Raw genomic sequence first — 23321 nt, 5'->3', positions numbered from 1 at the left:
CTACTACAGGTAGTGTGAACCCCCTTGACTCCACCCCAGAGCAGGCGCAATCTTGAGCGCAGCGCTGTCGCAGTGAATACAGCGCCACGCGTCAGGGGGAAGCCAGCCGAAAAAAGATCGCGCCAGCAATCACTCAGCGACAGTTCTTCAGAGACTGCGCGAGCTGCTGACGGAGCCTCATCTGCGATTGGCACCAAATTCTGAAAACGACGCGTGCGCAAACGCGACACAGACACGAAACCGTCCGGCACAGGCCGGAGACAAGAACGGAGTAGACACATGCTGGAATGGGACGACGCACCAAGCACCACCACCCAGGCTCACCTCGCCGCAGCCGAGCCCGAGCTGCGCAAGCCGCATCCGGCGGTAGTCCAGCAGAGCGCGCACGGTGAAGTCGCCGGCGCGACCGGCCTCGAAGACCTGCAGATGGGCGCACGCCGCATCCAGGTCGACGACAAGAAGATCATCAACTGCCGCGCCGACCTCAACCAGCTCGTCCCGTTCAAGTACCGCTGGGCCTGGGACAAGTATCTCGACGCCTGCAACAACCACTGGATGCCGCAGGAAATCGGCATGTCCGCCGACATCGCCATGTGGCAGGACCCCAATGGCCTGACCGATGACGAGCGCACCATCATCAAGCGCAGCCTCGGCTTCTTCAGCACCGCGGACAGCCTCGTCGCCAACAATCTGGTGCTCGCGGTTTACCGCCACCTGACCAACCCCGAGTGCCGCCAGTACCTGCTGCGCCAGGCCTTCGAGGAAGCGCTGCACACGCACGCCTACCAGTACATCATCGAAAGCCTTGGCCTCGACGAAGCCGAAGTCTTCAACATGTACCGCGAAGTCCCGTCGATCCACGAGAAGGCCGCGTGGAGTCTGCAGTTCACGCAGTCGCTCTCCGACCCGGATTTCCACACCGGCACGCCGGAAGCCGACCGCCGCCTGCTGCGCGACCTGATCGCCTTCTACGTCGTGTTCGAAGGCATCTTCTTCTACGTCGGCTTCGTGCAGCTGCTCAGCTTCGGCCGCCGCAACAAGATGATGGGCGCCTCCGAGCAGATCCAGTACATCATGCGTGACGAATCCATGCACATGAACTTCGGCATCGACGTGATCAACCAGATCAAGTTCGAGAACCCGCATTTGTGGACCGCCGAGTTCCAGGAAGAAATCAAGCACATGCTGATGGAAGCCACGGAAATGGAAATCCGCTACGCGCATGACACCATGCCGCGCGGCGTCCTCGGCCTCAACGCCAGCCAGTTCAACGACTACCTCAAGTTCATCTGCAACCGCCGCTGCGCCCAGATCGGCCTGCAGCCGATCTACCCTGGCGCGGAAAACCCGTTCCCGTGGATGAGCGAAGTCATGGACCTGAAGAAGGAAAAGAACTTCTTCGAGACCCGCGTCACCGAGTACCAGACCGGCGGCGCACTCAGCTGGGATTGATTGCCGAAACGCAGATGGCAATCCTTGGTAACCCTATTTGGCCCGGATTCTTGCGAATCCGGGCCAAATCATTTCTACCTGAGTCCGGAGTAACCAACGAAGGCAGCCTAGATCGGAGCGCCTCGCCGCAGCCACACCCAGGCAATGTCCCGGCGATGCATCTGCGTCGTCGATTCATGAACAACCTCAACGAATCGAACCTTGCCTATCAGACCCACAACAGGCGCGGCCTCCGGCTCGTTACGCAATCGCTTCGCACGCATCACACGCCCGCGGAGACAACGTCCCAATGATCCTGCGTCGCATTGTTGAGCATGTGAAGAATCAGCACTGGACGGCGATCGTCATTGATTTCGTCATCGTCGTCGTCGGCGTCTTTATCGGCCTTCAGGCGCAGGACTGGGCCGTTGAGCGGGGGCGGCAGAAAAATGAGCATGAGTATCTCGACCGTCTGCATAGTGAAGTTGAGAAGCTGATCGAAACGCGTTCAATCTATGATCGAACTCGAACGAAATTCTCCCGCGCACTGATCAATGCCGTTGACCATCTCAACAGCAGTGATACAGATCAGGTGTTGTCGCTGGAGCACTGTGACGCCATCGTCGGATCCGCCCATACGACGGTGCCGCCCGCAGAACTCCCGACGGTGATCGAGCTACTGTCGACGGGCCGGCTCGATCAGCTCACCTCGACGCCGGTCCGCACAGCCATATTGAATTACATGCAAGATGCAGCACGGGCGCGCGATCTCACCACGGCGATCAGTCGCTCCGGCCACGATCTCGGACGAGCCTTCCCGCGCCTGATCACGCATCATCTCGGCCCGTCCCGTCTTGGGGTCGACTCGCTGTGGCTCAACCCCGAATGCGATACACGCGCCATGCGTGCAGACCGCGTTTTCCGAAACGAAGTCAGCGAGAACGCATATATGTACAGCGTCTACACCGAGCGCGCAGTACTGCCGGTCAGCCGACAGCTATCGGCATTGCACGATGTGCTGGACGCAGAAATCGGCATTCATCATTCGCCTGAAAAGGCTCCGATACCATGATCCTCTCGCGCGTCATCGAACATGTGAAAGCGCAGAATTGGACCGCGGTAATCCTCGACTTCGTCATCGTTGTCGTGGGCGTCTTCATCGGTATTCAGGTCTCGAACTGGAACGAGGCACGCGTAGATCGGGCCCGAGCGCAAGCTTTCCTTGAAAGGATCGCGACCGATCTCGACACTGACATCGCCACTTATCGCGATCGCCTTCAGTTCTGGGGAGAAGTCTACGACTACGGCGCGAAAGCGGCGGCTTATGCCGAAAGCGGCGATGCAGACGGCCTTTCCCAATGGCGATTGCTGGTCGCATATTTCCAGGCAAGCCAAGTTGCCGAGTTCTACCCCGCGAATTCAACCTACGAAGAACTGAAAAGCGCCGGCGAACTCGGCCTGATCGCCAACACAAAATTGCGTGACAGCCTCGCGAAATATTACCGGTCTGCGGCCAACCCGATCATTACGGAGCGACCCGCGTATCGCATGCACGTTCGCGGACTCATTCCGCTCTCAGTGCAATCCCATATCTGGAATCACTGCTACGCGGCCGATTCAGAGATACAACGCTTGCTCGATTGCGACTCACCGATCAGCGAGGCAGACGCGCGCAGCATTGTCGAAGCCATCAGTCAGGACAAATCACTGATGAACGAATTGCGTTACTGGGCTTCGACGATGGAAGTTGCATCAATGTTCGGGACGCACTCAGTCGCCTTGGCGGTGTCGCTGCGGCAAATCGTCAAGGTAGAACTTGGCGAAACCGAGAGCGCGCCATGATCTTCCGGCGCGCCATCTAGCCCGTGAAAAAGTAGTGCTGGACGGCGCATCGGTGGACTTCGCGATCGGAAAAATGCGGCAAAAGCACAGCGGGGTGGGCCACCAAGGTCCTGCAGGCAAGTGCTGCAAATTGAGACTCTGCCCCAGGCAGCGCCTGGGTTTTTCAGGATCGAATACTCGAATTCCCAAAAATAACTTCGACACGGCGAACAAAAGCGCGTATGGTGGCCCGGCAAGTATCAAGCAGTGTACTCAGCTGGTTAGGGCCGTTGTATGTTTTTGCGGCACGAATTCCCCGATGCGTTCCTTGACCGTTTGCACCTCTGCGGGCGGTATGCCCGTTTTTAAATTTTAAGGAATGCATCCATGAGCAATGTCTCCAGCGGTACCGTTAAGTGGTTCAACGACGCCAAGGGCTTCGGCTTCATTACGCCGGCCAATGGCGGAGAAGACCTCTTTGCCCACTTCAAGGAAATCGAAGGCGGCGGCTTCAAGTCGCTGGCCGAAGGTCAGCGCGTTGAATACGTCGAAGCCCGTGGCCCGAAGGGCATGCAGGCAACGAAGATTCGCCCGCTCGCCTAAACGGCACTCCGGCTGAATCAAAGGTCGCGGCTTCTTGGAAGCCGCGGCCTTTTTTGTTGCCGCAACGGTTTGATTGCTGGAGTCATCGGGGTTCCGCATCCCCACAACCATCCCGTATCGCTGTGATCAGTTGAACCCGCAGGCGTGTTCCGCGGAAACTGACCCGATTGGATACGTGAGTGAGCGAAAATTGATCGATATAAGAATCTGGGGGCGTGTGGCTGTTCTCTGTGCTGGTCTGCTGCTTTGCGGCCAGGCAGCGGCTTATGACGGCCTCACGAGCCAGCTGTCACATGTGGCAGGCGGTGCCGTCATGGCCGGCGAAATCACTATTTGGGCGGACAAGAAAAGTGCGTCCAAAGAGCGAAGCGCATGGATCGGTTTCGGGGCCAGCTCGTTATTGTTCGCAACCATAGAGCTCGGCCAGAGCAACTCCTATAGCAATCGGCTGGATGTTGCGTCGCATATGCTCGGCTCCGCCATGGGCGCTTTTGCCACGGAGAAGTGGATCCTGCGGCCTTTCGTGAAGCGCGAAAATTCGGCCCGACCCTATATGGGCGTAGAGACCGAGCTTCACTTCTAGGTCAGCTCGGAACGCATTGACCCCGCGCATCGCATGCGCCGAATGCCACATCCTGTCGCCGAATAACCTATCGCCGCGTCCGCCGGGCTCCCTAATATCGGGTGCTCACAGCCGGAAGACGAACGATGGACAGCAACACCATTCAGACGCACATCGTGCCGCGAACCGATCTGGACTTCGGTCTGGACGGCGACATCCCGCGCTATTGGCTGGACGGGCATCCGTTCAAGACGCGCTTTGTCGACGCACTGTCGATGACCTTCCCGATCGGCGAGCGCTTCTTCATCTCCAGCGTCCGCCGTTACCGCGACCAGATCACCGACCCGCAGCAGCTCGCCGAAGTGCGCGACTTCATGCGCCAGGAAGGCCAGCACGGCATCGTCCACAACCAGTGGAATGACCGCCTGCGCGAACAGGGGGTGCCGGTCGACGCCATCGAGCAGTTCTGCGACCGCTTCTTCAAATGGCAGCTGGGCAACCTGCCGCAGTCGTGGCCGCTGGTCTACACCGCGTCGGTGGAGCATCTGACCGCGATCATGGCCGACGCCGTGTTCGGCAACGCCAGCTTCCTGCAAGGTGCGGACGAGCGCATGCGCGCCGTGTTCGCCTGGCACGCCATCGAAGAATTCGAACACAAGGCCGTGGCCTTCGACGTCATGCAGAAGACCGCCAAGGTCGGCTACTTCACCCGCGTCGGCATCATGGCCGCCGCGGTCATCACCTTCCAGGTGCTCACGCTGCACTTCCTTGGAAAGGTGCTGAAGTCCGACGGCTTCAGCTTCGGCCAGCGCGCCAGGCTCTGGGCCAGCGGCATGTGGTGGCTGTACAAGCCGGTCGGCGGTGTGTTCTCCCGCATGGCACCGGCCGTGCTGCAGTACTTCAAGCCCGGCTTCCACCCCACGCACATCAAGGAGCCGGCGTGCTACCGCGTGTGGAACGAGTCCTACGAAAACAGCGGCGATCCGCTGCAGGCCAGCCGCTCCACGTTGCTCGCAGCCTGAGGCACCACCGCATCATCCTCCCCCCGAGGACAGCCCCGGGCGGGGTGTGGCAGAGTTTCTCTCCCTTCCGCCACACCCTGCCCCGGTGCTGACTCTCAACCCGCACGTCCTGTCCCTGTTCGCACGCGTCAGCGTGATCTGCGGGTTCAATCTCGATCAGGTGCTGCGCGAGGTCAACCCCAGCGGTTACGACACCGCCGACACCGCCACCTATCCGGATATCGACGTGCTCGTGCGCCTGCACGAGTCCGCCGTCGCGCATTCGACCCGAGCGCACTTCCCCTTCGTGCTCGGCAACTACTTCGCCTTCGACCAGGCGCCGGAGATCGACGCCTACCTCGCTTCGTGCACCTCGCTGCGACAGGTCCTGCCGCTGCTGGGCAACCTGCCGATCCTGCTGAACCCCGAGCTGCACGCCGACTACGCAATCGATCCCGAGACCGTCACCATCCGCTTCGAACTGCATGGTCGCGACGAGCGTCAGGGGTACGCCACCTACATGGAAGTAGTGATCGCCGTCGTCACGCGCCTGATTGAACAGATGATGGGACAGGCGCTGGACTTTGAAGTCTTCTTTCGCCACCAGCCGATGATTGCCGCCGCCGATTACCGCAGGCAGTACCACACTGATCCGGTGTTCGGCGCCGAGCATGACGGCATCCGCTTCCCCATCCGCTATCTGGATCTGGAGCTGCCGCACCGCTCCGCCACCCTGCACGCCAAGGCTCAGCTGAGACTCGAACGCCGCCTGCAGGAACTGCGCGCTGACAGCGGCCTTGCCCACACCATCGAAGTGCTGCTGTCCCAGAAACCCTCGATGTCGATCCGGGACGTCGCCGCCCGCCTGAAGATGGGCGAACGCAGCCTGCAACGCAGCCTCAAGGACGCCGGCACTTCGTTCATCGACATCCAGACCGCCGTCCGCAGCAGCGCCGCCAGGACCATGCTGATGGACCGCGCGCTGGACATCGACGCCATCGCCACCAAGCTCGGCTTCTCCGACCGCACCACCTTCACCCGCGCCTTCACCAAGTGGACCGGCGTCTCGCCGAGCCAATACCGACGCGAAGTCTTCAAATAAGCCGCTGACGCACCGCCCGATGCCGGCTGCGGCTCAATAAGTTGACGGTGTTAAGTTAATAAGATCAACTGAGCCCTCGCCAATAGCGGACTGCTCCGAAGCGGGACCGCATCTCGGGCGAAGAGGCGCACATAAAAAGCGAGGAGAACAATGGATCATTCCCCCACTGACACGCAGGACACCGCGGCCCGCGGCCGCCTGCGCCTGCTGATGCACGGCGCCCTCATCGCCATCATCGGCCTGCTGTCCGGCTTCGGTTTCGTCTTCGTGATCCTGGAAGCCATCAGCGTCTGGCCGATCACGATCGACGCGCACGCCGTCATCCCCGGCAGCGAACGCGGCTGGCGCGTCGCCCATGTGGCCGGCGTCATGAACGGACTGATGATGATGATCGCCGGCCTCGCCCTGCCGCACATCCACGCCACCCGCCGCGCCCAGGCCTGGATCGTCTGGGGCATGGTCTACACCGGCTGGGGCAACACCATCTTTTTCCACTGTGCCAATCTATCAAATAATAGAGGATTATCTGCCGGTATCACAAAGTACGGCGAAGCCGATTGGCTCGGCACCATCGGCTATCTGGTGGGCGCGAGCACGATTCCGTTCACGATTGCGGCGCTGGCGTTGATTGGGGTGTCCGCGCTGAGATTGTTAAGGAACCGGTAGACGCCTTCAAAAAGACATTCCACTAAATCAATCTCAGCGCGGATATACATCACACACTGGCTATAAGCCCCTAAGCAGGCGGTAGGTGTTTCAGCAATCGAGCAACTCCGTTTACAAGCTAGATCAAGGGAATCAATTGATCTAGTCGCGAGTAAGTCGATAGCGCACGCATCAGAACCGTTCTCCAATGGCTGTCTCCGTAAACTGTGGCACGGTCGTTTGCCAAGTTCTGAAGAAGCAGCGATGCACTTCCCCCCCCTGCCTGCAAGTGTGCTTTGCAGCCTGCGAGTACCTCTGCAATCTCTTCGTTGCCCTCTTCTGAAAATCGTTCAAGTAGCTTCAGGCGCTTATAGTGAGAGGTCAGCAGGCTCCATTTATTTCGGCGAAATCCTGACGGGCGTCGCAGCTCAAAACTTGCACCGACACCACGCATGTCGGCAGAACTCAAGAGCTGTACGAAAAGGTACTGCTCCTCAGGAATGCAATCGAAGTAGAGATGAAGGAACTGCCGCTCGCCGGATGTCGACAACCAGTCATCGTCCTTGATCGAATTGCACTGTGAACAGCACGGGATCAAATTTAAGGCCATCACCGCGTACTCGGGGAATCTAGCGGCGGGCATGTAGTGATCGAAGGTTTTCGGCAGCGTAACCCCACACATTGGGCAATACTTCAGTTGCCGCCTCGGCTGCAATTCCTTGATCTCTTTTTTCAATGCACGCAACGCATTCGTCGGACTGTCGTAACAGTGGCGTAAGGCATTCGCGGATGTGGCGCACCTCTGACTTCGACGAACAACTTCGAGATTCCGCGATGCAGCTTGCAGCGCATAAGAATCGTATTGCCGAACGATCGGTCTGTGAATTGACTCGAGCTCAACCCGAACGTCTGCTGACTTAGAATCCCTAATTCGAAGGTACCGTTCCACGTACGAAGGGGTATTGCTCAACGGCACGAGGCGCTTCATTCGTCTGCCTCGCGATTTACTTCAGAGGCACGCAGGTAAGCCAGAAGATATGCCTGCGCGTTTAGGCTTAGGCCGAGCGGGAATCGGCGCATGATCTCCTGCGCCGATTCGTTGCCGGCGAGCTTCTTAAGCGTGTCTCGGTACAAACTCTCGACCTCTATGGTCTCGAAAACATGCCTAGTCAACTCTGAAACGCTTTCTCCGAAACTTTCTACGCTCAGGGATTCCGCGGATGTCACGTCGCCCTCTCGCGTAAACACGATCACCCGTTCAGCAGGCACCTCTTGAATAACCACCGGTGAGTGCGTGGCTACGACAGCGTACGAATCGTACTTTTTAAGAATCGCTGTCATGACCATAAATAAGCTGGCGACAGCATTTGGATGAAGGTGAGTTTCCGGCTCATCGAATAGCACCAAAGAGTTCGGCTGTATCCAAGCCAATAGAGCTGTCACAAAGTGGGACAGAATTGCTTGTCCCGAGCTCAGGAGCGACAGCTGTCCTCCGCTCGGCGTGTTTGGAGAGATCTCGGCATCCAGGAGAGCGGTCAACGATTCGCTTTGGTCTCCAAGAATCCGCTGCATGTACTCAGTCCAGTCATCGTCTCTATCCATCTCGCGAATGCGTTCTTGATTGTTCTTATAAACATCGATTAACACCCTTTGAGAAAGCGTTCCTTTGTCACTGCGAATTCCGCAATAGACATAACTACTTCTTGGGTTAGCTGCTGGCCTTCTAAACTGGTCAAAGGCGCTGTAGGAAATGGCAACAACCCTTGTAAAAATTGGCCGTCCGTCGGGAAAGCGACTGTCTCGTTGCTTGACGGATTCTTCGGAGAGCCGATCAATCTGCGCGAGGTCCTCTCCTAGTCGCGCCAAGTACCTAGTCTTTCCAACGGCATTGCGCCCAATTATGGCGACAACTCGCCCGGGCACCTTGTCTTTTGGGTCAAATCTAAACTCTGCTTCGGTAGGCCCGGCAGCTCCCAGTATCGTTCCGGAATATCTGAACTTTGGAGAGTCTTCTGGCGTTTTTCCAACAACAAGCGTGGCACCGAAGCGCCTATTCGAATGGGCAACATTGAAGCGCATCAAGGCGTTTCTAAACGCCGAACTGGTCTCGAATGGGTGAGCCAATGCTGGTTGCCACGCGATGTCTCGTAGGGCCACCAAGACTTTAGGTGCTTCCGCACCACATATCGAGTGCAGCGTTTGGTAGTAATCCGACTCATGGCCCAAAGAGATGTAGTTGTCACCCAATTCTTGAAATATATCCTCTGGAAGTTGGGTCCTATGCTCTATGTCTTTCTCCCCCTTCTTGGCCTGTAGAATTTTTATCTCACCGATTTTATTCTCGATTCCAGAGGAATCGATATACGCAAGATTGAACTGCACCTTGTAGGTGTAGTCGTCCCAGTTATCAGTTGTGAGAACAAAAACGTCTGTCTCAGAGAGGCTCTCATTACGTTGCCTAACCTTGAAGCGAATGCGTTTTGCCATCGACTAATACTTCCATTCTTCTAAAATTAAATCGATAAAACTCTTAATCGGACACTTCCTGAATCAAATATTTGATGTGGAATGGTCAATTGCGCGAGCTCTGTCGACAGCAAGCCGGCACTCTTAAAATTAAATTCTCTCTCTAGACGAAGAGCAACGAGAGCAGCCACGCTGCTCGACCTGCATCAGAGTGAAAGAGGACGTCAATATAGAAGCACCACAAAACACACTTTTCGCCTAGCAGACCTACCGCCCCTGGAACAATGCAGACGATCCGGCTTGGAAAACGCAACTTCTGAACTCAAAATACCTAGGCCAACGAACTCACTTGGCCAATAGATTGCTTCAGGCGCAGCGAAAAATCCGACTCGCCAACCTGCGTCATCACCAACCGCTCCGTTGCCCGCGTCATGCCCACATAGAGCAAGCGCGCTTCATCCGATTCATCCTCGTTCTTCCCCGGCATTTCACAAATGCGGGGAATGAACGTCGCGCCGAATTCCAAGCCTTTGCTGCTATGCAACGTCACAACCTTCACTGAGGGCTCGCCTTCAAACAGCGTGCGCTTGTCGTCCTGATCCTTGGCAACGCGCACGGGAATTCCGCGCTTCTTGAGTTGATGACTGATCGCATCCATCTGGCGCTGTTTGCGACACAACACGCCGATGTCTGACAGCGAGCGCCCATGTGCGCGCTCATCTTCAATCTGGTCGGCGATCAGCCTCGCCTCTTCATAAGGACTGGCACAGCGGATCAGCTCCGGGATGGAGCCACGGCGCCCTGCGCTTTCTGGCGCGATGATCGGGGCGTTGTCTTCATCGGATTCCTGTGGGTTCAAAAGCTCTTCGGCGAAGGCCTTGGCAACCGACAGGATTTCCAGCGTGTTTCGGTAGTTGAGCTTGAGAATCGTGGTGCGGCCCTGTGCCTGAATGCCGACGCTGGCGAAGCTGAATTTGCGGCGCTGCTTCTTGGTGTAGATGGACTGCGCATCGTCATACAACACCAGCATGGCGTTACTGTCGGGGTCGATCATCTGCACGACGAGCTTGAACCACTCCGGTTCAAAGTCATGCCCCTCATCAATCAACACGGCGCCGTACTGCGCTCGGGGGATCTGGCCGATGTCGACGCCGTGAATTGTTTTCTCGACTAGCTCGGCGGTGTAGGCGCCGTAGTCACGATCGTACTTCGGCTTCTCCAGCTGGTAGGTGGTGAGCATGTCCTTGCACCAGTCATGGAAATTGCGCACGGACACATTCGCTGCGACACCTCGCTCGCTCAGCAGCTGTTGCAAGCGCGCCGCGAGCGTGACGTTGTAGCAGAGCACGAGAATCGGCTTGCTCAGGGTGCGGGCCAGCAGCAGACAGCGATAACCGAGAATCATCGTCTTGCCGGAGCCTGCAACACCGTGAATCACGCGATGCCCGGAGCCGAGTGATCGCGCCAGCAGCTCCTGCTGCATGTCCATCACCTTGATCAGGTCCGGGATCGCGATGGACTGCTTCTCACCCTGTTCGTCAAACAAACCGAACTGCCCGCTGTCCGACGAGATGCGCAGCTCGGGGAACAGATGCCAGCGCACGCGCTCGACCTGCGGCAGGCTGAGCTTGCAGGAGAAGACCTGCGTGAACATATCCCACAGCCGTTTCTGGAAACGTTCCGCATCCACCGACTCGGTCATCTCGTCCTGGCAGATGACATTTCCCGGCGGCAGCACCTCTCCCAGGTTTGTGGATTCAAACTGCTTGCGGGTGATGTTTGCCAGCACCACGCCCCAGCCATACGGCATGATCAGCTTGCCGGCATACGGTTGGCCTGCTGACCGACGCAGCGCCGGGTCGCGCTCCAGGGCCGTCGCCACTTCCAGCGCATAGACGCGCGCCTGGGTCATGGGGTTGACCTCGTTCACGAGGCCGCGATCCGTCAGCAACGTCGCGGTGCTGAGCGTGAGGCTCTGAATCGTATCGAGCTTCCAGTCCTTGACCTCCAGCACGACATAGCCACGGCTGGGATGAAAGACGACGAAATCCGGATGCAGCTGCTTGGGGCCGACCGGCACGTTGTACCAGACGCTGTAGTCGTCCTCGAGCTTCTGCAGAATGCGCTCGGCAAAACGCCTCTCACCGGACGTCATGCGTCCAGCACTGGCGCTCAACGATGGCAGCAACACCGCCATGTACCACTCCCTATGGTGATTTAGATCACCTTTGCTGGAGGTTTACTTGATCTGGGAAGGGCTGTAAATCAGCCATTGCAGAAAGCGCACTGGCTCGCTCGGGCGAAATATTGAAAGTCCGCTTGCAGCGGGGATAGTTGCTGCAGCCGAAGAAATCTGTGAATCGGCCGTTGCCATTTCGGCGCACCATCTTGATGTCGCAGTTCGGACAGGTTGGCGTGACGTAGTCACCGCGGGTGACGTGCTTCAGCAGTTCCTGTTGCGCCTCGAACGGCAGCGACAGGATCTGCACCAGCAGCTTGCCGCCATGGATCAGGCTCAGATGCTTTTCATCGGCAAAGTGCTGGGCATCCGGGGTGAAGCCGGACAAGCCGTAGAAGATTGCGAGCTGGGCGCCGAAGTGGTCCTTGGCGCCCCAGAGCGCACGCACGGCCTCGACCCCAACCGGCTTGGCAAACCAGGACTTGCACTGGATGACGGCAAAGACCTTGGTCGGGTCTCTGCGATCGCGGATGATCACATCGACACCGCCGTCGGCACCGGGTGCGGTCAGCTCGGCGGGATAGCCCTTGGCTTTCCAGAAGCCTTCGCACAGTTCTTCAAAGCGCTTCCATTCGAGCGCCCTGATCAATGCCAGCGACCATGCATTGGATGGTTCGTCGGCGCTGATTTCGTCTGCCGGTGCAGGCTGAGGCGTCTCGTTATTGACGCGTTCATCGTGGAAAACCGGCTCGGCGTATACGAACTCACGCCGATTCACGACCGTTCGCGGGGATACCGGCTCCAATCGCTCGGGGACGCGACTGCCACACAGACGGGTCATGACGGTAAGTGCCACATAGCCGAGAACCAGAGCCGCGGCCGAGAACCCGACCAGCCGTCCCAGTAGTTCCTGTGGCGGACCACCGGTTTTGAGGGCCAGCCAAGCCCCGAGCATGACGAATACGCCGAGCACGGCTTGCGCCGGCCCGTCGTCGTTTCTGCGACGTCTTCCTGCCATACATCCCTCCCGAGTCGCGTTATGTGTCCCGTTGCCGAGACTGCGATCTGATTCGGTTGTCCTTGCGCCGGATCGTACTCGAGCTGAGTCCAAAGAGGTAGGCAGCGCTGCGCGGGCTACAAGAGCCTGCACCATTTTCCTACGCAAGCGCTTGTCAGAACGAGGGGCATATGGCGCAGCGTGCGCCAGGCCTATCCGTTTAGCTGCGAAGCACCCGCACCTCGCGTTGCGGGAATGGAATCTCGATGCCGTTCTCTCTGAGGGCTTCGAAGATCATCAGCAGCAGATCGCCGCCGACGCGGTTGCGGCCATCGTCGACTCCTTCCATCCAGAACTCGACGAACATGTTGACGCCGGAGTCGCCGAAGCTGTCGATCTCGCAGTCGGGGCGCATCTCGATCGGCAGGTGATCGCCGCTGATGACCTGCGGGTGCTGTTTGACGGTTTCGCGAATCAGTTCGCACAGCTTGCGGATATCCGTGGAGTACGCAACCGAGAAGTCCACGCGGTAACGCTGCTGATGATCCTTGTGCGTCCAGTTGGTGAAGGCCTTGGTGATGAAGGTTTCGTTGGGCACCAGCACGTTCTTGCCGTCGAAGGTTTCCAGCGTGGTGTAGCGCAGCGTCAGCTCGCGCACGTAACCCGCCTGACCGTCTTCGATCTCGACGTAGTCGCCGACCGACAACGAGCGGTCGAACAGGATGATGATGCCGCTGATGAAGTTGGACGCGATCGACTGCAGCCCGAAACCGAGGCCGACACCGAGCGCGCCGCCGAACACGGCCAGCGCAGTCAGGTTGATGCCCATAACCTGCAACAGCAGCAGGCACACCAGCACCGAAACGCCGATCTGGAACAGCTTGGCGACGACTTCGCGCGTACGCAGGTCCAGCCGCTCCTGGCGACGGATCGCCTGCAGGCCGGCGCGGTTGGACACCCAGCCGATCCAGAACAGCAGCGAGCCGAACACCAGCACGCGCAGCACGCCCCCCGCGGTGAAGCGCAGACTGCCGACCTCCACCGCCATCGATTCGAGCACGGCAGTGATTGGGCTGAGCCAGCCCATCAGATGCAGGATCAGGATCGGCAGCCCGACGACATGCAGCGCCCACGCGGCGAAGCGGCCAACCTGCAGCACGCGAATGCCAAGCTCGAACAGCCACAGCATGGCCAGCACTACGGCGCCACGCAGCAACCACTGCTCACCCATCAAGGTCTTGCACGCAGCCGCAGCAACCATCAGCAGTAGTGCTGTCATCGCCGGCATCAACAACTTGTGGCTGCGCGCAACGAGCCGTCGCAGCCAGCTCGCGTCCGAGCCGAGTGCGGCGATGCGCGAGGACAGCATCCAGGCCAACAGCACGGCCGCCACAGCAGCGCCGAGCTGCATATAGGTCTCAGGCGCGTTGAATGCGCCCTGGACGGCTGCCAGGGCCTGATGGACTGTGTCTTCCAACGCGATGGGACTCATAGGGCTTGTGCGCGCCTGCGCCGCAAAGTGCTTTCAGCAGAGACTGCCCGCGGGATGCGCGCAAGTCCAGCCGCATGACGAAGCCAGAAGGCAGCCCCGTTGCCGAGAGACTGACTCGATTGCAGCCACTGGCGACGATGCGCCAACGCCACGCCCACCCGTCCTGGACTCGACGCGCGGGTCAGTCGTTGGCGCCGTCACTGAGGCGCACAACGGTTCCGGTATCCGCGGTGATCACGAGGACATAGCCCTGCCCGAGTTTGCCGGACACCGCCGTTCCGGAGACAACCCACAGATTGTCGCGACGGAACGCGAGAAATGGCGCCTGCTCAAAGGTCTCATCCTTGCCGTAGGTTTCGGTCCACACCTCGCGCGCTGTGCGCAATGCGGCCTTGCCCGTGTCGATGGCCCCACGCGGCACCTGCCCTTCAACCCGTTCGTCCGGCTGCACCTGTTCGAGATAGTGCCCGGCCCAGGCTTGCCACTCGGCCGCTGGCGCCGCATCGGCCGCGGTGCGCGGCGGCCGCGGCTTGCGCAGGTGCAGATCGTAAGGCTTGGGGTAGCTGGTCGGCAGCGGCACCGCCTTGTCACCCAGCAGCTTGTTCAGGGCCTGGCGCGCAGCCTTGGCAACGTCGATCGGCGTCGGCGGATTGGGCGGTCGCGTATAGACGATGTTCTGCTGGCCGTCGATGACGACGAACCACGGCGTGCGCGTGATCTCGTAACTGCGGATCAGCGGATCGCCATTGAGCAACAGTGGAAAACTGAGCCCGCGATCCTTCATCGCCTGCACCGGGTCGCCGTCACGCTCCTTGATGTTGATAGTCCAGACGTTCACACCCGCGTCGCGGTAGTCCTGCCAGATGTCCTGTACATAGGGCTGCAGCGCGCGGCTGAACGGACACCACGACGGCCAGAACAGCAGCACGGTCGGTTGGCCGTGTGCGTCAGCGGGATACGACACCGTCTCGCCCGTGGGCGTCTTCAGCGTCCATGCTGGCGCCCGGGTCGGCTCGGCCATCGCCAGCTGCGATGCGCCCAGGGCCAGCATCAGTGCGGCGAATCCGCGTGCGCACAATCGAATCATTGTTGGGGTCATCAGGTTTCAGAAAAATTTCTTGGCCATGCCGAGCATGCCGGCGACGCCGCCGGCCGATTCCAGCAGGCTGCCACCGCTGCTGAACTGATTGATCAGCTGCGGCAATGTTGCTGCCGATCCGGCGGCGGCTTGATCCGGGCCGATGCCGATCTGTTCAGCGAACGCGCCGACCTTGCCGTTGCCGAAGATCGACAGGATCTGCGCCGGATCAAGCGCGGCATTGGCGCCGTCGCCCAGCCACGATTTGACCAGGTTCTGCACATTACCGTTGCTCGACAGCTGCGCAACCAACGATGCGATATCGAGTTGGCCGCCCTTTTCGCCGATCAGCTGCATCAGCGCCTTGCCGATCACATCGAGATTGCCTTGGCCATCCAAGTAGTCCTGCAGCAGCTTGGCTCCGACTTGCCGCACGTCCATGGATATTCCTCCGGTTGGGTGCGCCATCGTAGTCAGCCGAAGCCGGTCCGTCGATGCAACACGACGCAGTCAGCACAGCGTTGCACCCGATCCGGAGAGGCCCGCCGAACCTTGAACTCTGTCACACGACAGTTCTTCCATCAGCGGATACTTTGCATCCGGCGCAGTTTCTGACATTCGATTGGCGCATCCAGGAGAAAGACATGCTTCGGAATCTTCTGTTCATCACCCTGCTGACATGGGCAGCGTCGGTCACCGTTGCGACAGCCGGCGAGGACATCGCCAAGGCCAAGGATCATCCGCTGCTGACGCGCTATCCCGACGCTTACATCACCGAGTACAGCAAGAACTACAACGCCGTCGATTTTTCCGTCGGCGCCGCGGGTCAGCCCACAATGGTCGAAACGATCGAGGGGGACACCACATCTCTGCGGTATTTCTATGAAAGCGTCGAAAAGCAACCCAGTCCGCTGCAGCTGATCCGCAATTATCAGAATGCGGTCAAGTCACTGGGCGGGGAAGTTCTGTTCGAACGCAGACCCACCGACACCGATGGCGGCGAAACCACGCTGAAGGTGACGACCAACGGCAAGGATTTCTGGATCAAGGTCCTGCCGGAAATCTACAGCTCGCCGACCCAGAGCTACCAGCTGATCGTCACCGAGGTTGCCGCCATGGCCCAGGTGGTGACGGCCAACGAGCTGCTGGACGAACTGAACAAGAACGGATTCATCACGCTGTACATCAACTTCGATACCGGCAAATCCGATCTGAAAGCGGATGGCCTGGCGACTGTGAAGGAGATCGCGACGATGCTGCGTTCCAGCCCGGCCATCAAGCTCAGCGTCGAAGGGCATACCGACAACGTCGGCAATGCGGCGGCCAATCAGACCCTGTCGCAGGCGCGTGCCACCAGCGTGATGAACGCGATCGTCGCTGCGGGGATCGATGCCAGCCGCCTCAGCGCAGCCGGCTATGGCCAGGAACGACCGGTGGCGGACAACCGCACCGAAGAGGGCCGCGCCAAGAACCGGCGCGTGGAGCTGGTCAAGCAGCCCTGAGGCGGCGACGCCTCAGGATTCCAGCACCCCGCCCTTGGCCATGGTCTGGGTGCCGACGATGATCATGCGCACCATCCGCACGAGCTGACGGCTGATCTCGCCGTGCTGCTCGCGCGGCAGGTCCATCGCAGTTGCGCCGATGGCGAAGACCAGCCGCGTGATTGCCTTGGCGGTCAGTGCCGGTTCGTACAGGCCGGTCTGATTCACCTTTGCCAGCCGGATCAGATCCACCCGTAGTTCGTCTTCGAAGAACTGCAGCTCGCGCTCAACCGCCTGCTTGAACGCATCCGAGCCAACCGTACCCTCACGCAGCAGGATGTGCAGCAGGTTCTGGTCGGCGCCGAGCTGCTCCATGAAGGTTTCGACCGAGCTGCGCACAACGCTGCGCTCGGTGGTCGCACGCTGGCGTGCGGCGCCGATGATCTCGCGCAGCGAGCGGCCGGCCAGATCGATCAGCGCGATCGCCAGTTCGTCGATGTCATGAAAATGCCGGTAGAAGCTGTTGGGTGCGATGCCGGCTTCGCGTGCGACTTCGCGCAGGCTCAGGGTCGAGACACTGCGATTCGGGCCCACCAGCTTGAGTGCGGCAGCGACGATGTCATCGCGTGTGATCACCGCCTTGCGCCCAGCCAGGGTGCGGGTGTCGGATGCTGAACGCGTGCGGGTAGGACTCACGGCAGAAGTAAAGAAGCATCCGGGCTGGGAAGATCGGTTGCAATCATACCGTCACAATTAATATACAGTTGTATAGACATTTGTGCAGACGGGCGTATACTGCCTTCATTGCGACTGTCAGAGACTGCTGTGACGACAACCCCCGGCGCCATGAGCCGCCTGCTGAAACCGTTGATTGCGCCGGATGTGTTCGATTTCTGGGCCTCACGGTTCAACCCGACCTGGTCGTGGGAACGGCCGCTGGCGCGCGTGATCGAACGCCGGCAGGAAGCGCGCGACAGCGTCACCCTGGTGTTGCAACCCAACCGCCATTTCACCGGCTTCAAGCCGGGCCAGCACATCAATGTGACGGCTGAGATCGATGGTGTCCGCGTCACCCGCAGTTACAGCCCCACCGGGATTCCGCGCGCCGATCGGCGCATCGCGCTGACGGTGAAGCGCATCGACGGCGGACGGATGAGCACGCAGCTGTGCGACCACACCCAGGTTGGCGACGTGCTGGAGCTGAGCCCGGCATTCGGCGAGATGACCTGGCCACAAGCGGCTGACGGCCGCTGGCTGCTGCTCGCCGCCGGTAGCGGCATCACGCCGCTGATGAGCCTGACCCGCGCCTGGGCCGCAGCGTCGATGCCCACCGAACTGACGCTGATCTACTGGGCGCGCACCGCAGCCGATCTCTGCTTTGCCGATGAACTGCGCGCACTGGCCGCACGCGAGCCGCGCTTCCATCTGCAGCTGGTGCTGACGCGCGAAACGGCATCGCTCGATGATGTCGCATGCACTGAACACGGCGCGCATCTGACCACCGAGTGGCTGCAACAGCAGGTACCCGGCCTGGAGCAGTCCCGCGTCTACGCCTGCGGGCCAGCCAGCTTTGTCGACGACGCCCGCCAGATCGCCGGCTCGCGCGCTGAACAGTTCCATGCCGAGGCATTCACGCTGCCGGCCGTGACCGACGACATCCATGGCACCGTGCGCGTCGAACTGCGCGCCACGGGCCGTACGCTGGAGCTGCCCGCAGGACAACCGCTGCTGAGCGCGCTCGAAGCACAGGGCATCCGTCCGGCCCATGGCTGCCGCATGGGCATCTGCAACACCTGCGCCTGCGGCAAGTTCGCCGGCACCACGCAGGATCTGAATACCGGTGAACGCCACAGCGAACCGACCGCCGCACTGCGCATCTGCATCAGCCGCGCCTGCAGCGACCTGACTCTCGATCTTTGATTCCGCACACCATGACCGATACCTCAATCAATCGTCCGCTGTCCGCCGAAGAGCTGGATCGCTTCGGCGCCGAGCTCGACGCGCTGCGTGCCCGCACTGTTGCCAAGATCGGTGCCGAGGACGCGCGCTACATCCGCCGCATCGTCAAGGCGGTGCGCTACACCGAAGTCGCCGGTCGCGGTCTGCTGTTCTTCGGACTGTTCCCGCCAGCGTGGATCCTCGGCACCCTGCTGCTGGGGCTGTCCAAGATCCTCGAGAACATGGAACTGGGCCACAACGTCATTCACGGTCAGTACGACTGGATGAACGATCCCACGCTCAACGGCAAGACCTACGAGTGGGACATCGTCGGCACCGCGGACAACTGGCGCAAGACGCACAACTACAAGCATCACACCTACACCAACATCCGCGGTCTGGACGACGACATCGGGTACGGCGTGCTGCGCATCTTCCCCGAGCAGAAGTGGAAGCCGATCTATCTGGCGCAGCCGCTGTTCGCAGTGATCTTCGCGCTGCTGTTCGAGTGGGGCGTGGCCATACAGGATCTGCGCCTGGGCCGCTGGATGCAGGGCAAGATGAGCGGCGCGCAGCTGCGCAAGGAGTTTGCCCCGGTCGGTCGCAAGATGCGGCGCCAGATCATCAAGGACTACGTCGTGTTTCCGCTGCTGGCCGGTCCGTTCTTCCTGCCGGTGCTGACCGGCAACGTCGTCGCCAACATCCTGCGCAGTCTGTGGACCTACACGGTGATCTTCTGCGGCCATTTCACCGCCGACGTCGAAACCTTCCCCAAGAGCGTGCTGCGCAATGAATCGCGCGGACACTGGTATCTGCGCCAGCTGCGCGGCTCATCCAATCTCAGTGGCGGACCGCTGCTGCACATCATGACCGGCAACCTGAGCCATCAGATCGAGCACCACATGTTCCCGGACATTCCGGCACGTCGCTATGCCGAGGTGGCGCCGGAAATCCGCGAGATCTGCGCACGCTACGGCCAGCGCTACAACACCGGCTCGCTGCCGAAACAGTTCGGTCAGGTGATCTGGCGCATCCTGCGTCACTCGCTGCCGAGTCGGCCGCGCGGTGATCGTGCGCTGACGCTCGATCCGCCACGCGATGTCGCTGCGGCCTGACCCTGAGTACAGCCGGGCCGCGCGCTAGACGCGCTCGCGCCCGGCGATGTCCTCGTTCCACAGTGCCGGCTGTTCGGCGATGAAGCGGCTCATCAGCTGCTGACACTGCGCATCTTCGAGCAGCACCACGTCGACGCCGTGCTCGCGCAGGAATTCGATGTTGCCGGGAAACGAACGGTCCTCGCCGACCACCACGCGCGGGATGCCGAACTGCACCACGGTGCCGGCGCACATCATGCACGGGCTCAAGGTGGTGTAGAGCGTGACATCGCGGTAGTGCGGCCGGCGTCCAACCTTACGAAAGCAGTCCATCTCGCCGTGCGCGGTCGGGTCGCCGTCCTGCACCCGACGGTTATGCCCCTCACCGATGATTTGACCGTCGGCGACCATCACCGCACCGATCGGCAGCCCGCCTTCCCGGTACGACTTCAGCGCCTGCGCGTACGCGGCCTGCATGAGCTTCGTATGGTCTGACGTACCGGGTGAATGTTCGGATGAAGTCATGGTGGCATTCTCCTGTTCGGTGCCTGCGCTGTCCGCAGCGTTTGCCTGTTGCTAGCGTAGCGCGACGCGCACGCGCGTGGCCCGGCGGCTATGCCGCCTGTGCCTGACGCAGGAATTTCTCACGCTCGGCGCGAATGCTCGCCTCGGCCAGCGCAGCTACCTGATCCGACGTCTTTCCGGCCGGATCGATCGCGGGTAGCACACTCCAGCTCAAGGTCTCGCCGACCGACATCGGAAAGGATCCGTAGCGGTTGAGTGTCCAGGTGTCGTGGATGTAGATCGGCACCACCCACGCGCTCGGTGCATTCTTCAGCAGGATCTTGACGCCAGCGGTCTGGAACGGTGCCAGCTCACCCGTCAGTGAGCGTGTTCCCTCAGGAAAGATCACCGCTGAGCTGCGTGTCTGCTCGATCAGCTTGCCGAGGCGGCCGATTTCCTTCAGCGCCTGCCGCGGGTCGTCGCGATCGATCAGCGCCGCGCCGCTGTGGCGCAGGTTGTAGGAGATGCTGGGGATACCGCGCGCCAGTTCGATCTTGGAGACGAAGCGCGGGGTGTGCCGGCGCAGAAACCAGTTGATGCCGGAGATATCCAGCTTGTTCTGGTGATTGGCGACGAAGATGATCGGGCGATCGGTCGGCAGCCGTTCGGAGAAATGCACGCGCGTTCGGGTGCCGAGCAACCACAGCGACAACACCAGCAGACCGCACAAGGCCGCGACCACGCGTTGCTGTGCCGGACCACCGAAGAGCTTGAGCGCGACGAACTGCAATCCGTGGAACAGGTACAGCAACAGCAGCCACACGACGAGAAAGATCGGCGTCAGCACACAGCCCAGCAGTTTTTTCATCGGGATGCGCCGCCGGCGCGAGTCAGTTCGGGGGAGAAGACAATCTGCCATTGTCACCGAACTGAACTTGCGGCGCTGTCAGTCGACACCGATCACACCGCGGCTTCCTTGCTGGAACGCGACTGGCGGATCACGTTGTGAACAAAGCGCAGCTTGTCCAGCACCGGCGACGCCAACACGAACGGATACAGATCGGGCTGACCCATGCTGCGATTGATACTGTTCATCGCATAGGTCAGCGGTAGCCAGGCCTGCACCAGGGCGTCGAAGTCCGACATGCGATAGGCGTCAAAATCCGCGCGTGTCGTCAGATCCGCCGAACGCCCGGCGCGCGGACGGATGCTGATGCCATACGCGTAAGCCGTTTCGAGCACGTCGACGATATGCAGGTAATGCGCCCAGGTCTCGGCCCAGTCTTCCCAGGGGTGGGAACTGGCGTAGGCACTGACGTACTGCGTTTGCCAGGGACCCGCAGCGCCGGCGTAGTAAGTGTCGAGCGCCTGCTCGTAGTCGGTTCGCTCGTCGCCGAAAAGATCGCGGAATGGCTGTACCCATTGCGAAGGGGCAACCAGCTGCGCCCAGTAGTAGTGTCCGACTTCGTGGCGGAAGTGGCCGAGCAAGGTGCGATAGGGCTCCGCCATGGTGGCGCGCTGGCGCTCACGTTCGGCATCGTCGGCTTCGGCAATGTTCAAGGTGACGATGCCGTTGAGGTGCCCGGTCATGACCGCCGGCCCTTCGCGGAATCGCGGGTTTGGATCGCCCAGGAACTCGAATGCCAGACCGCGCCAGGCGTCCTCGGCCTTGCTGTATAGCGGCAATTTCAGCTTCAACAAGCTGTAGACGAGCCGATGCTTCGCCGATTCAAGCTTGCGCCAACGATCCTGATTGCCGAATACCCGGAGGTCAGGAATGATCTGATTCAGTGAGCAGGCGCGACACAGATTCGCGTTGCCATCCGCGTCAACCAGCCAGTTGCATACCTGGACATTGGCGTTGGCGCAGAAGCGGTAGCGCTCGCTTGCACGCGGCGCACCCAGCGGTGACCAAACATTTCCACCCACCGGAACCAGCGTCTCCAGGCGCGCGGTGCGCTCCAGGAATCCTAGCGTGTGACCACAGCGCTCGCAGTGCGAGTTCTCGAAATAGAGCAACTGCCCGCAGTTCTGGCATTCAAACGTCTGAATCTCGTGTCTCCGGGAAGCGCGCCGGGCAGCTTAGGCAGCCCCCGGCAGGGGCGCAAGCCGCTGCCGCCGCGCGGGTCTGGCACCGGCCATGAACAAACGATCCAAACCTGCCGCGCTGGACTAGACTGGCCCCATACAAAAACCGGCTCTCCACCGGAGCATCGCTGATGAAGCCATCGATCCTGCTGTGTGTTGCCGCGCTGGGCCTGTGTGCCTGCGGCATTTCACCTCAGTACGAACCCGACATGCGTTCGGAAACGACCACGGTGATGTGCCACCAGCAGCGGCAGACGCTGGTCCTGTCGGACAAGGATGCATCCCAACATCTGGTACACGGCGATACCTACGGCGCCTGCAATTGATCGCAGACCGGACCGCCGCTACAGGCTGGTGATGACGTGCTTGAGCTTGGCCTGCACGTTTTCAGCAGCGACGTGCAGTTGCGGATTGTCGATCGACTGCATCGAAGCCACCGGATCGATCGCCGCCACTTCAGTCATGCCGCCGGCAACCTCCTGCACGATGACATTGCACGGCAACATCGCACCGACCTTGTCTTCAAGCTGCAGTGCCTCGTAGGCCAGCTTCGGATTGCAGGCTCCGAGGATCCGGTATTTTCGAAAGTCGACGCCGATCTTCTGCTTCAACGTACTGGTGACGTCAATCTCGGTGATGACGCCAAAGCCTTCGGCTTTCAGCGCCATCGTGACATGAGCAAGCGCATGCTCGAAGCTCATCGGCAGAATCTTGTTGAAGTAGTAGCTCATGGCGGACTCCGGCGGAACACCGACGCACCGGCGCCTGCTCCTTTTCGACCTTTATCAGCATGCTCCATCGATTGGCGACTGCATTGATACATGTCAGGAGGATGTGCG

Annotated in this window: 24 protein-coding genes; 12 read left to right on the top strand and 12 right to left on the bottom strand. The window is 60.3% G+C overall.

Annotated features, from left to right (window positions below; genetic code table 11):
• Positions 1–279: 279 nt before the first annotated feature.
• The 8 genes from E4T66_RS02120 to E4T66_RS02085 all read left to right on the top strand — a co-directional run bounded on the left by E4T66_RS02120 (position 280) and on the right by E4T66_RS02085 (position 7186).
• Positions 280–1452, top strand: a complete 1173-nt coding sequence (locus E4T66_RS02120) for a ribonucleotide-diphosphate reductase subunit beta (protein ID WP_136847241.1) — start codon at positions 280–282, stop codon at positions 1450–1452.
• 289 nt (positions 1453–1741) lie between these two features.
• Positions 1742–2503, top strand: coding sequence for a hypothetical protein (locus E4T66_RS02115; RefSeq protein ID WP_136847240.1), 762 nt, complete (start codon positions 1742–1744; stop codon positions 2501–2503).
• On the top strand, positions 2500–3273 hold the full coding sequence (locus E4T66_RS02110; RefSeq protein ID WP_136847239.1) for a DUF6090 family protein: 774 nt from the start codon (positions 2500–2502) through the stop codon (positions 3271–3273). The genes E4T66_RS02115 and E4T66_RS02110 overlap by 4 nt, the downstream gene beginning before the upstream one ends.
• A gap of 366 nt (positions 3274–3639) precedes the next feature.
• Positions 3640–3855 carry a cold-shock protein gene (locus E4T66_RS02105; protein ID WP_136847238.1) on the top strand — a complete coding sequence of 72 codons (216 nt, stop codon included), beginning with the start codon at positions 3640–3642 and terminating at the stop codon, positions 3853–3855.
• A gap of 175 nt (positions 3856–4030) precedes the next feature.
• Entirely contained in the window at positions 4031–4438 is a 408-nt protein-coding gene (locus E4T66_RS02100) for a hypothetical protein (protein WP_136847237.1), read from the top strand.
• 125 nt (positions 4439–4563) lie between these two features.
• Positions 4564–5439, top strand: coding sequence for a metal-dependent hydrolase (locus E4T66_RS02095; protein WP_136847236.1), 876 nt, complete (start codon positions 4564–4566; stop codon positions 5437–5439).
• Positions 5440–5524: 85 nt separating this feature from the next.
• A complete protein-coding gene (locus E4T66_RS02090) occupies positions 5525–6520 on the top strand; it encodes a helix-turn-helix transcriptional regulator (protein WP_169577438.1) in 996 nt (331 codons plus the stop codon).
• A 150-nt stretch (positions 6521–6670) separates the two neighbouring features.
• Positions 6671–7186 carry a hypothetical protein gene (locus tag E4T66_RS02085; protein ID WP_136847234.1) on the top strand — a complete coding sequence of 172 codons (516 nt, stop codon included), beginning with the start codon at positions 6671–6673 and terminating at the stop codon, positions 7184–7186.
• Between the two features lie 118 nt (positions 7187–7304).
• Here the strand turns inward: E4T66_RS02085 and E4T66_RS02080 are convergent, their stop codons facing one another.
• The 7 genes from E4T66_RS02080 to E4T66_RS02050 form a co-directional block, all read right to left on the bottom strand.
• Complete coding sequence (locus E4T66_RS02080) at positions 7305–7901, bottom strand: HNH endonuclease (protein WP_136847233.1); 597 nt, start codon at positions 7899–7901, stop codon at positions 7305–7307.
• Positions 7902–8149: 248 nt separating this feature from the next.
• Positions 8150–9652 (bottom strand): AAA family ATPase, encoded by a 1503-nt coding sequence (locus E4T66_RS02075; RefSeq protein WP_136847232.1) that lies wholly within the window; start codon positions 9650–9652, stop codon positions 8150–8152.
• 310 nt (positions 9653–9962) lie between these two features.
• Positions 9963–11828 (bottom strand): DEAD/DEAH box helicase, encoded by a 1866-nt coding sequence (locus tag E4T66_RS02070; protein ID WP_136847231.1) that lies wholly within the window; start codon positions 11826–11828, stop codon positions 9963–9965.
• A gap of 25 nt (positions 11829–11853) precedes the next feature.
• Positions 11854–12963 (bottom strand): restriction endonuclease, encoded by a 1110-nt coding sequence (locus tag E4T66_RS02065; RefSeq protein WP_136847230.1) that lies wholly within the window; start codon positions 12961–12963, stop codon positions 11854–11856.
• A 64-nt stretch (positions 12964–13027) separates the two neighbouring features.
• Positions 13028–14284: a mechanosensitive ion channel family protein gene (locus E4T66_RS02060; RefSeq protein WP_211242724.1), complete on the bottom strand. Its 1257-nt coding sequence runs from the start codon at positions 14282–14284 to the stop codon at positions 13028–13030.
• Between the two features lie 196 nt (positions 14285–14480).
• Entirely contained in the window at positions 14481–15398 is a 918-nt protein-coding gene (locus E4T66_RS02055) for an NTF2 fold immunity protein (protein WP_136847228.1), read from the bottom strand.
• A 6-nt stretch (positions 15399–15404) separates the two neighbouring features.
• Positions 15405–15818, bottom strand: coding sequence for a YidB family protein (locus tag E4T66_RS02050; RefSeq protein WP_136847227.1), 414 nt, complete (start codon positions 15816–15818; stop codon positions 15405–15407).
• Positions 15819–16021: 203 nt separating this feature from the next.
• Between E4T66_RS02050 and E4T66_RS02045 the strand changes: the two genes are divergently transcribed.
• The gene (locus E4T66_RS02045) at positions 16022–16879 is read left to right on the top strand and encodes an OmpA family protein (RefSeq protein ID WP_169577437.1); all 858 of its coding nucleotides are present in this window, start codon (positions 16022–16024) and stop codon (positions 16877–16879) included.
• 12 nt (positions 16880–16891) lie between these two features.
• Here E4T66_RS02045 and fabR read toward each other — a convergent pair whose 3' ends face one another.
• Complete coding sequence (fabR, locus tag E4T66_RS02040) at positions 16892–17512, bottom strand: HTH-type transcriptional repressor FabR (RefSeq protein ID WP_136847514.1); 621 nt, start codon at positions 17510–17512, stop codon at positions 16892–16894.
• Positions 17513–17662: 150 nt separating this feature from the next.
• Between fabR and E4T66_RS02035 the strand changes: the two genes are divergently transcribed.
• Entirely contained in the window at positions 17663–18778 is a 1116-nt protein-coding gene (locus E4T66_RS02035) for a ferredoxin reductase (protein WP_441347688.1), read from the top strand.
• An 11-nt stretch (positions 18779–18789) separates the two neighbouring features.
• On the top strand, positions 18790–19911 hold the full coding sequence (locus E4T66_RS02030; protein WP_136847225.1) for a fatty acid desaturase family protein: 1122 nt from the start codon (positions 18790–18792) through the stop codon (positions 19909–19911).
• A 24-nt stretch (positions 19912–19935) separates the two neighbouring features.
• On the opposite strand, the gene E4T66_RS02025 is transcribed toward E4T66_RS02030, so the two are convergent.
• The 3 genes from E4T66_RS02025 to E4T66_RS02015 form a co-directional block, all read right to left on the bottom strand.
• Positions 19936–20415, bottom strand: a complete 480-nt coding sequence (locus E4T66_RS02025) for a nucleoside deaminase (protein ID WP_211242721.1) — start codon at positions 20413–20415, stop codon at positions 19936–19938.
• Between the two features lie 88 nt (positions 20416–20503).
• Positions 20504–21262, bottom strand: a complete 759-nt coding sequence (locus E4T66_RS02020) for a lysophospholipid acyltransferase family protein (protein WP_136847224.1) — start codon at positions 21260–21262, stop codon at positions 20504–20506.
• 92 nt (positions 21263–21354) lie between these two features.
• The gene (locus E4T66_RS02015; protein ID WP_136847223.1) at positions 21355–22446 is read right to left on the bottom strand and encodes a zinc-binding metallopeptidase family protein; all 1092 of its coding nucleotides are present in this window, start codon (positions 22444–22446) and stop codon (positions 21355–21357) included.
• A gap of 167 nt (positions 22447–22613) precedes the next feature.
• Here E4T66_RS02015 and E4T66_RS02010 point away from each other — a divergent pair, with 167 nt between their 5' ends.
• Positions 22614–22808, top strand: coding sequence for a hypothetical protein (locus tag E4T66_RS02010; protein WP_136847222.1), 195 nt, complete (start codon positions 22614–22616; stop codon positions 22806–22808).
• An 18-nt stretch (positions 22809–22826) separates the two neighbouring features.
• On the opposite strand, the gene E4T66_RS02005 is transcribed toward E4T66_RS02010, so the two are convergent.
• Positions 22827–23213, bottom strand: coding sequence for a DUF302 domain-containing protein (locus E4T66_RS02005; protein WP_136847221.1), 387 nt, complete (start codon positions 23211–23213; stop codon positions 22827–22829).
• Positions 23214–23321: the final 108 nt, after the last annotated feature.

The sequence above is a fragment of the Sinimarinibacterium arenosum genome, from assembly GCF_005047655.1.
GTDB lineage: Bacteria > Pseudomonadota > Gammaproteobacteria > Nevskiales > Nevskiaceae > Solimonas.
Note: the sequence above shows the minus strand (reverse complement) of the source record. Positions and strands in the feature narration are given on the sequence as shown.

What these genes read in the sequence shown, in the direction of transcription:
- E4T66_RS02120 (WP_136847241.1), top strand. Translation starts at nt 280, where the DNA reads ATGCTGGAATGGGACGACGCACCAAGCACCACCACCCAGGCTCACCTC.
- E4T66_RS02115 (WP_136847240.1), top strand. Translation starts at nt 1,742, where the DNA reads ATGATCCTGCGTCGCATTGTTGAGCATGTGAAGAATCAGCACTGGACG.
- E4T66_RS02110 (WP_136847239.1), top strand. Translation starts at nt 2,500, where the DNA reads ATGATCCTCTCGCGCGTCATCGAACATGTGAAAGCGCAGAATTGGACC.
- E4T66_RS02105 (WP_136847238.1), top strand. Translation starts at nt 3,640, where the DNA reads ATGAGCAATGTCTCCAGCGGTACCGTTAAGTGGTTCAACGACGCCAAG.
- E4T66_RS02095 (WP_136847236.1), top strand. Translation starts at nt 4,564, where the DNA reads ATGGACAGCAACACCATTCAGACGCACATCGTGCCGCGAACCGATCTG.
- E4T66_RS02085 (WP_136847234.1), top strand. Translation starts at nt 6,671, where the DNA reads ATGGATCATTCCCCCACTGACACGCAGGACACCGCGGCCCGCGGCCGC.
- E4T66_RS02075 (WP_136847232.1), bottom strand. Translation starts at nt 9,652, where the DNA reads ATGGCAAAACGCATTCGCTTCAAGGTTAGGCAACGTAATGAGAGCCTC.
- E4T66_RS02070 (WP_136847231.1), bottom strand. Translation starts at nt 11,828, where the DNA reads ATGGCGGTGTTGCTGCCATCGTTGAGCGCCAGTGCTGGACGCATGACG.
- E4T66_RS02065 (WP_136847230.1), bottom strand. Translation starts at nt 12,963, where the DNA reads ATGGTGCAGGCTCTTGTAGCCCGCGCAGCGCTGCCTACCTCTTTGGAC.
- E4T66_RS02055 (WP_136847228.1), bottom strand. Translation starts at nt 15,398, where the DNA reads ATGACCCCAACAATGATTCGATTGTGCGCACGCGGATTCGCCGCACTG.
- E4T66_RS02050 (WP_136847227.1), bottom strand. Translation starts at nt 15,818, where the DNA reads ATGGACGTGCGGCAAGTCGGAGCCAAGCTGCTGCAGGACTACTTGGAT.
- E4T66_RS02045 (WP_169577437.1), top strand. Translation starts at nt 16,022, where the DNA reads ATGCTTCGGAATCTTCTGTTCATCACCCTGCTGACATGGGCAGCGTCG.
- E4T66_RS02030 (WP_136847225.1), top strand. Translation starts at nt 18,790, where the DNA reads ATGACCGATACCTCAATCAATCGTCCGCTGTCCGCCGAAGAGCTGGAT.
- E4T66_RS02025 (WP_211242721.1), bottom strand. Translation starts at nt 20,415, where the DNA reads ATGACTTCATCCGAACATTCACCCGGTACGTCAGACCATACGAAGCTC.
- E4T66_RS02020 (WP_136847224.1), bottom strand. Translation starts at nt 21,262, where the DNA reads ATGAAAAAACTGCTGGGCTGTGTGCTGACGCCGATCTTTCTCGTCGTG.
- E4T66_RS02010 (WP_136847222.1), top strand. Translation starts at nt 22,614, where the DNA reads ATGAAGCCATCGATCCTGCTGTGTGTTGCCGCGCTGGGCCTGTGTGCC.
- E4T66_RS02005 (WP_136847221.1), bottom strand. Translation starts at nt 23,213, where the DNA reads ATGAGCTACTACTTCAACAAGATTCTGCCGATGAGCTTCGAGCATGCG.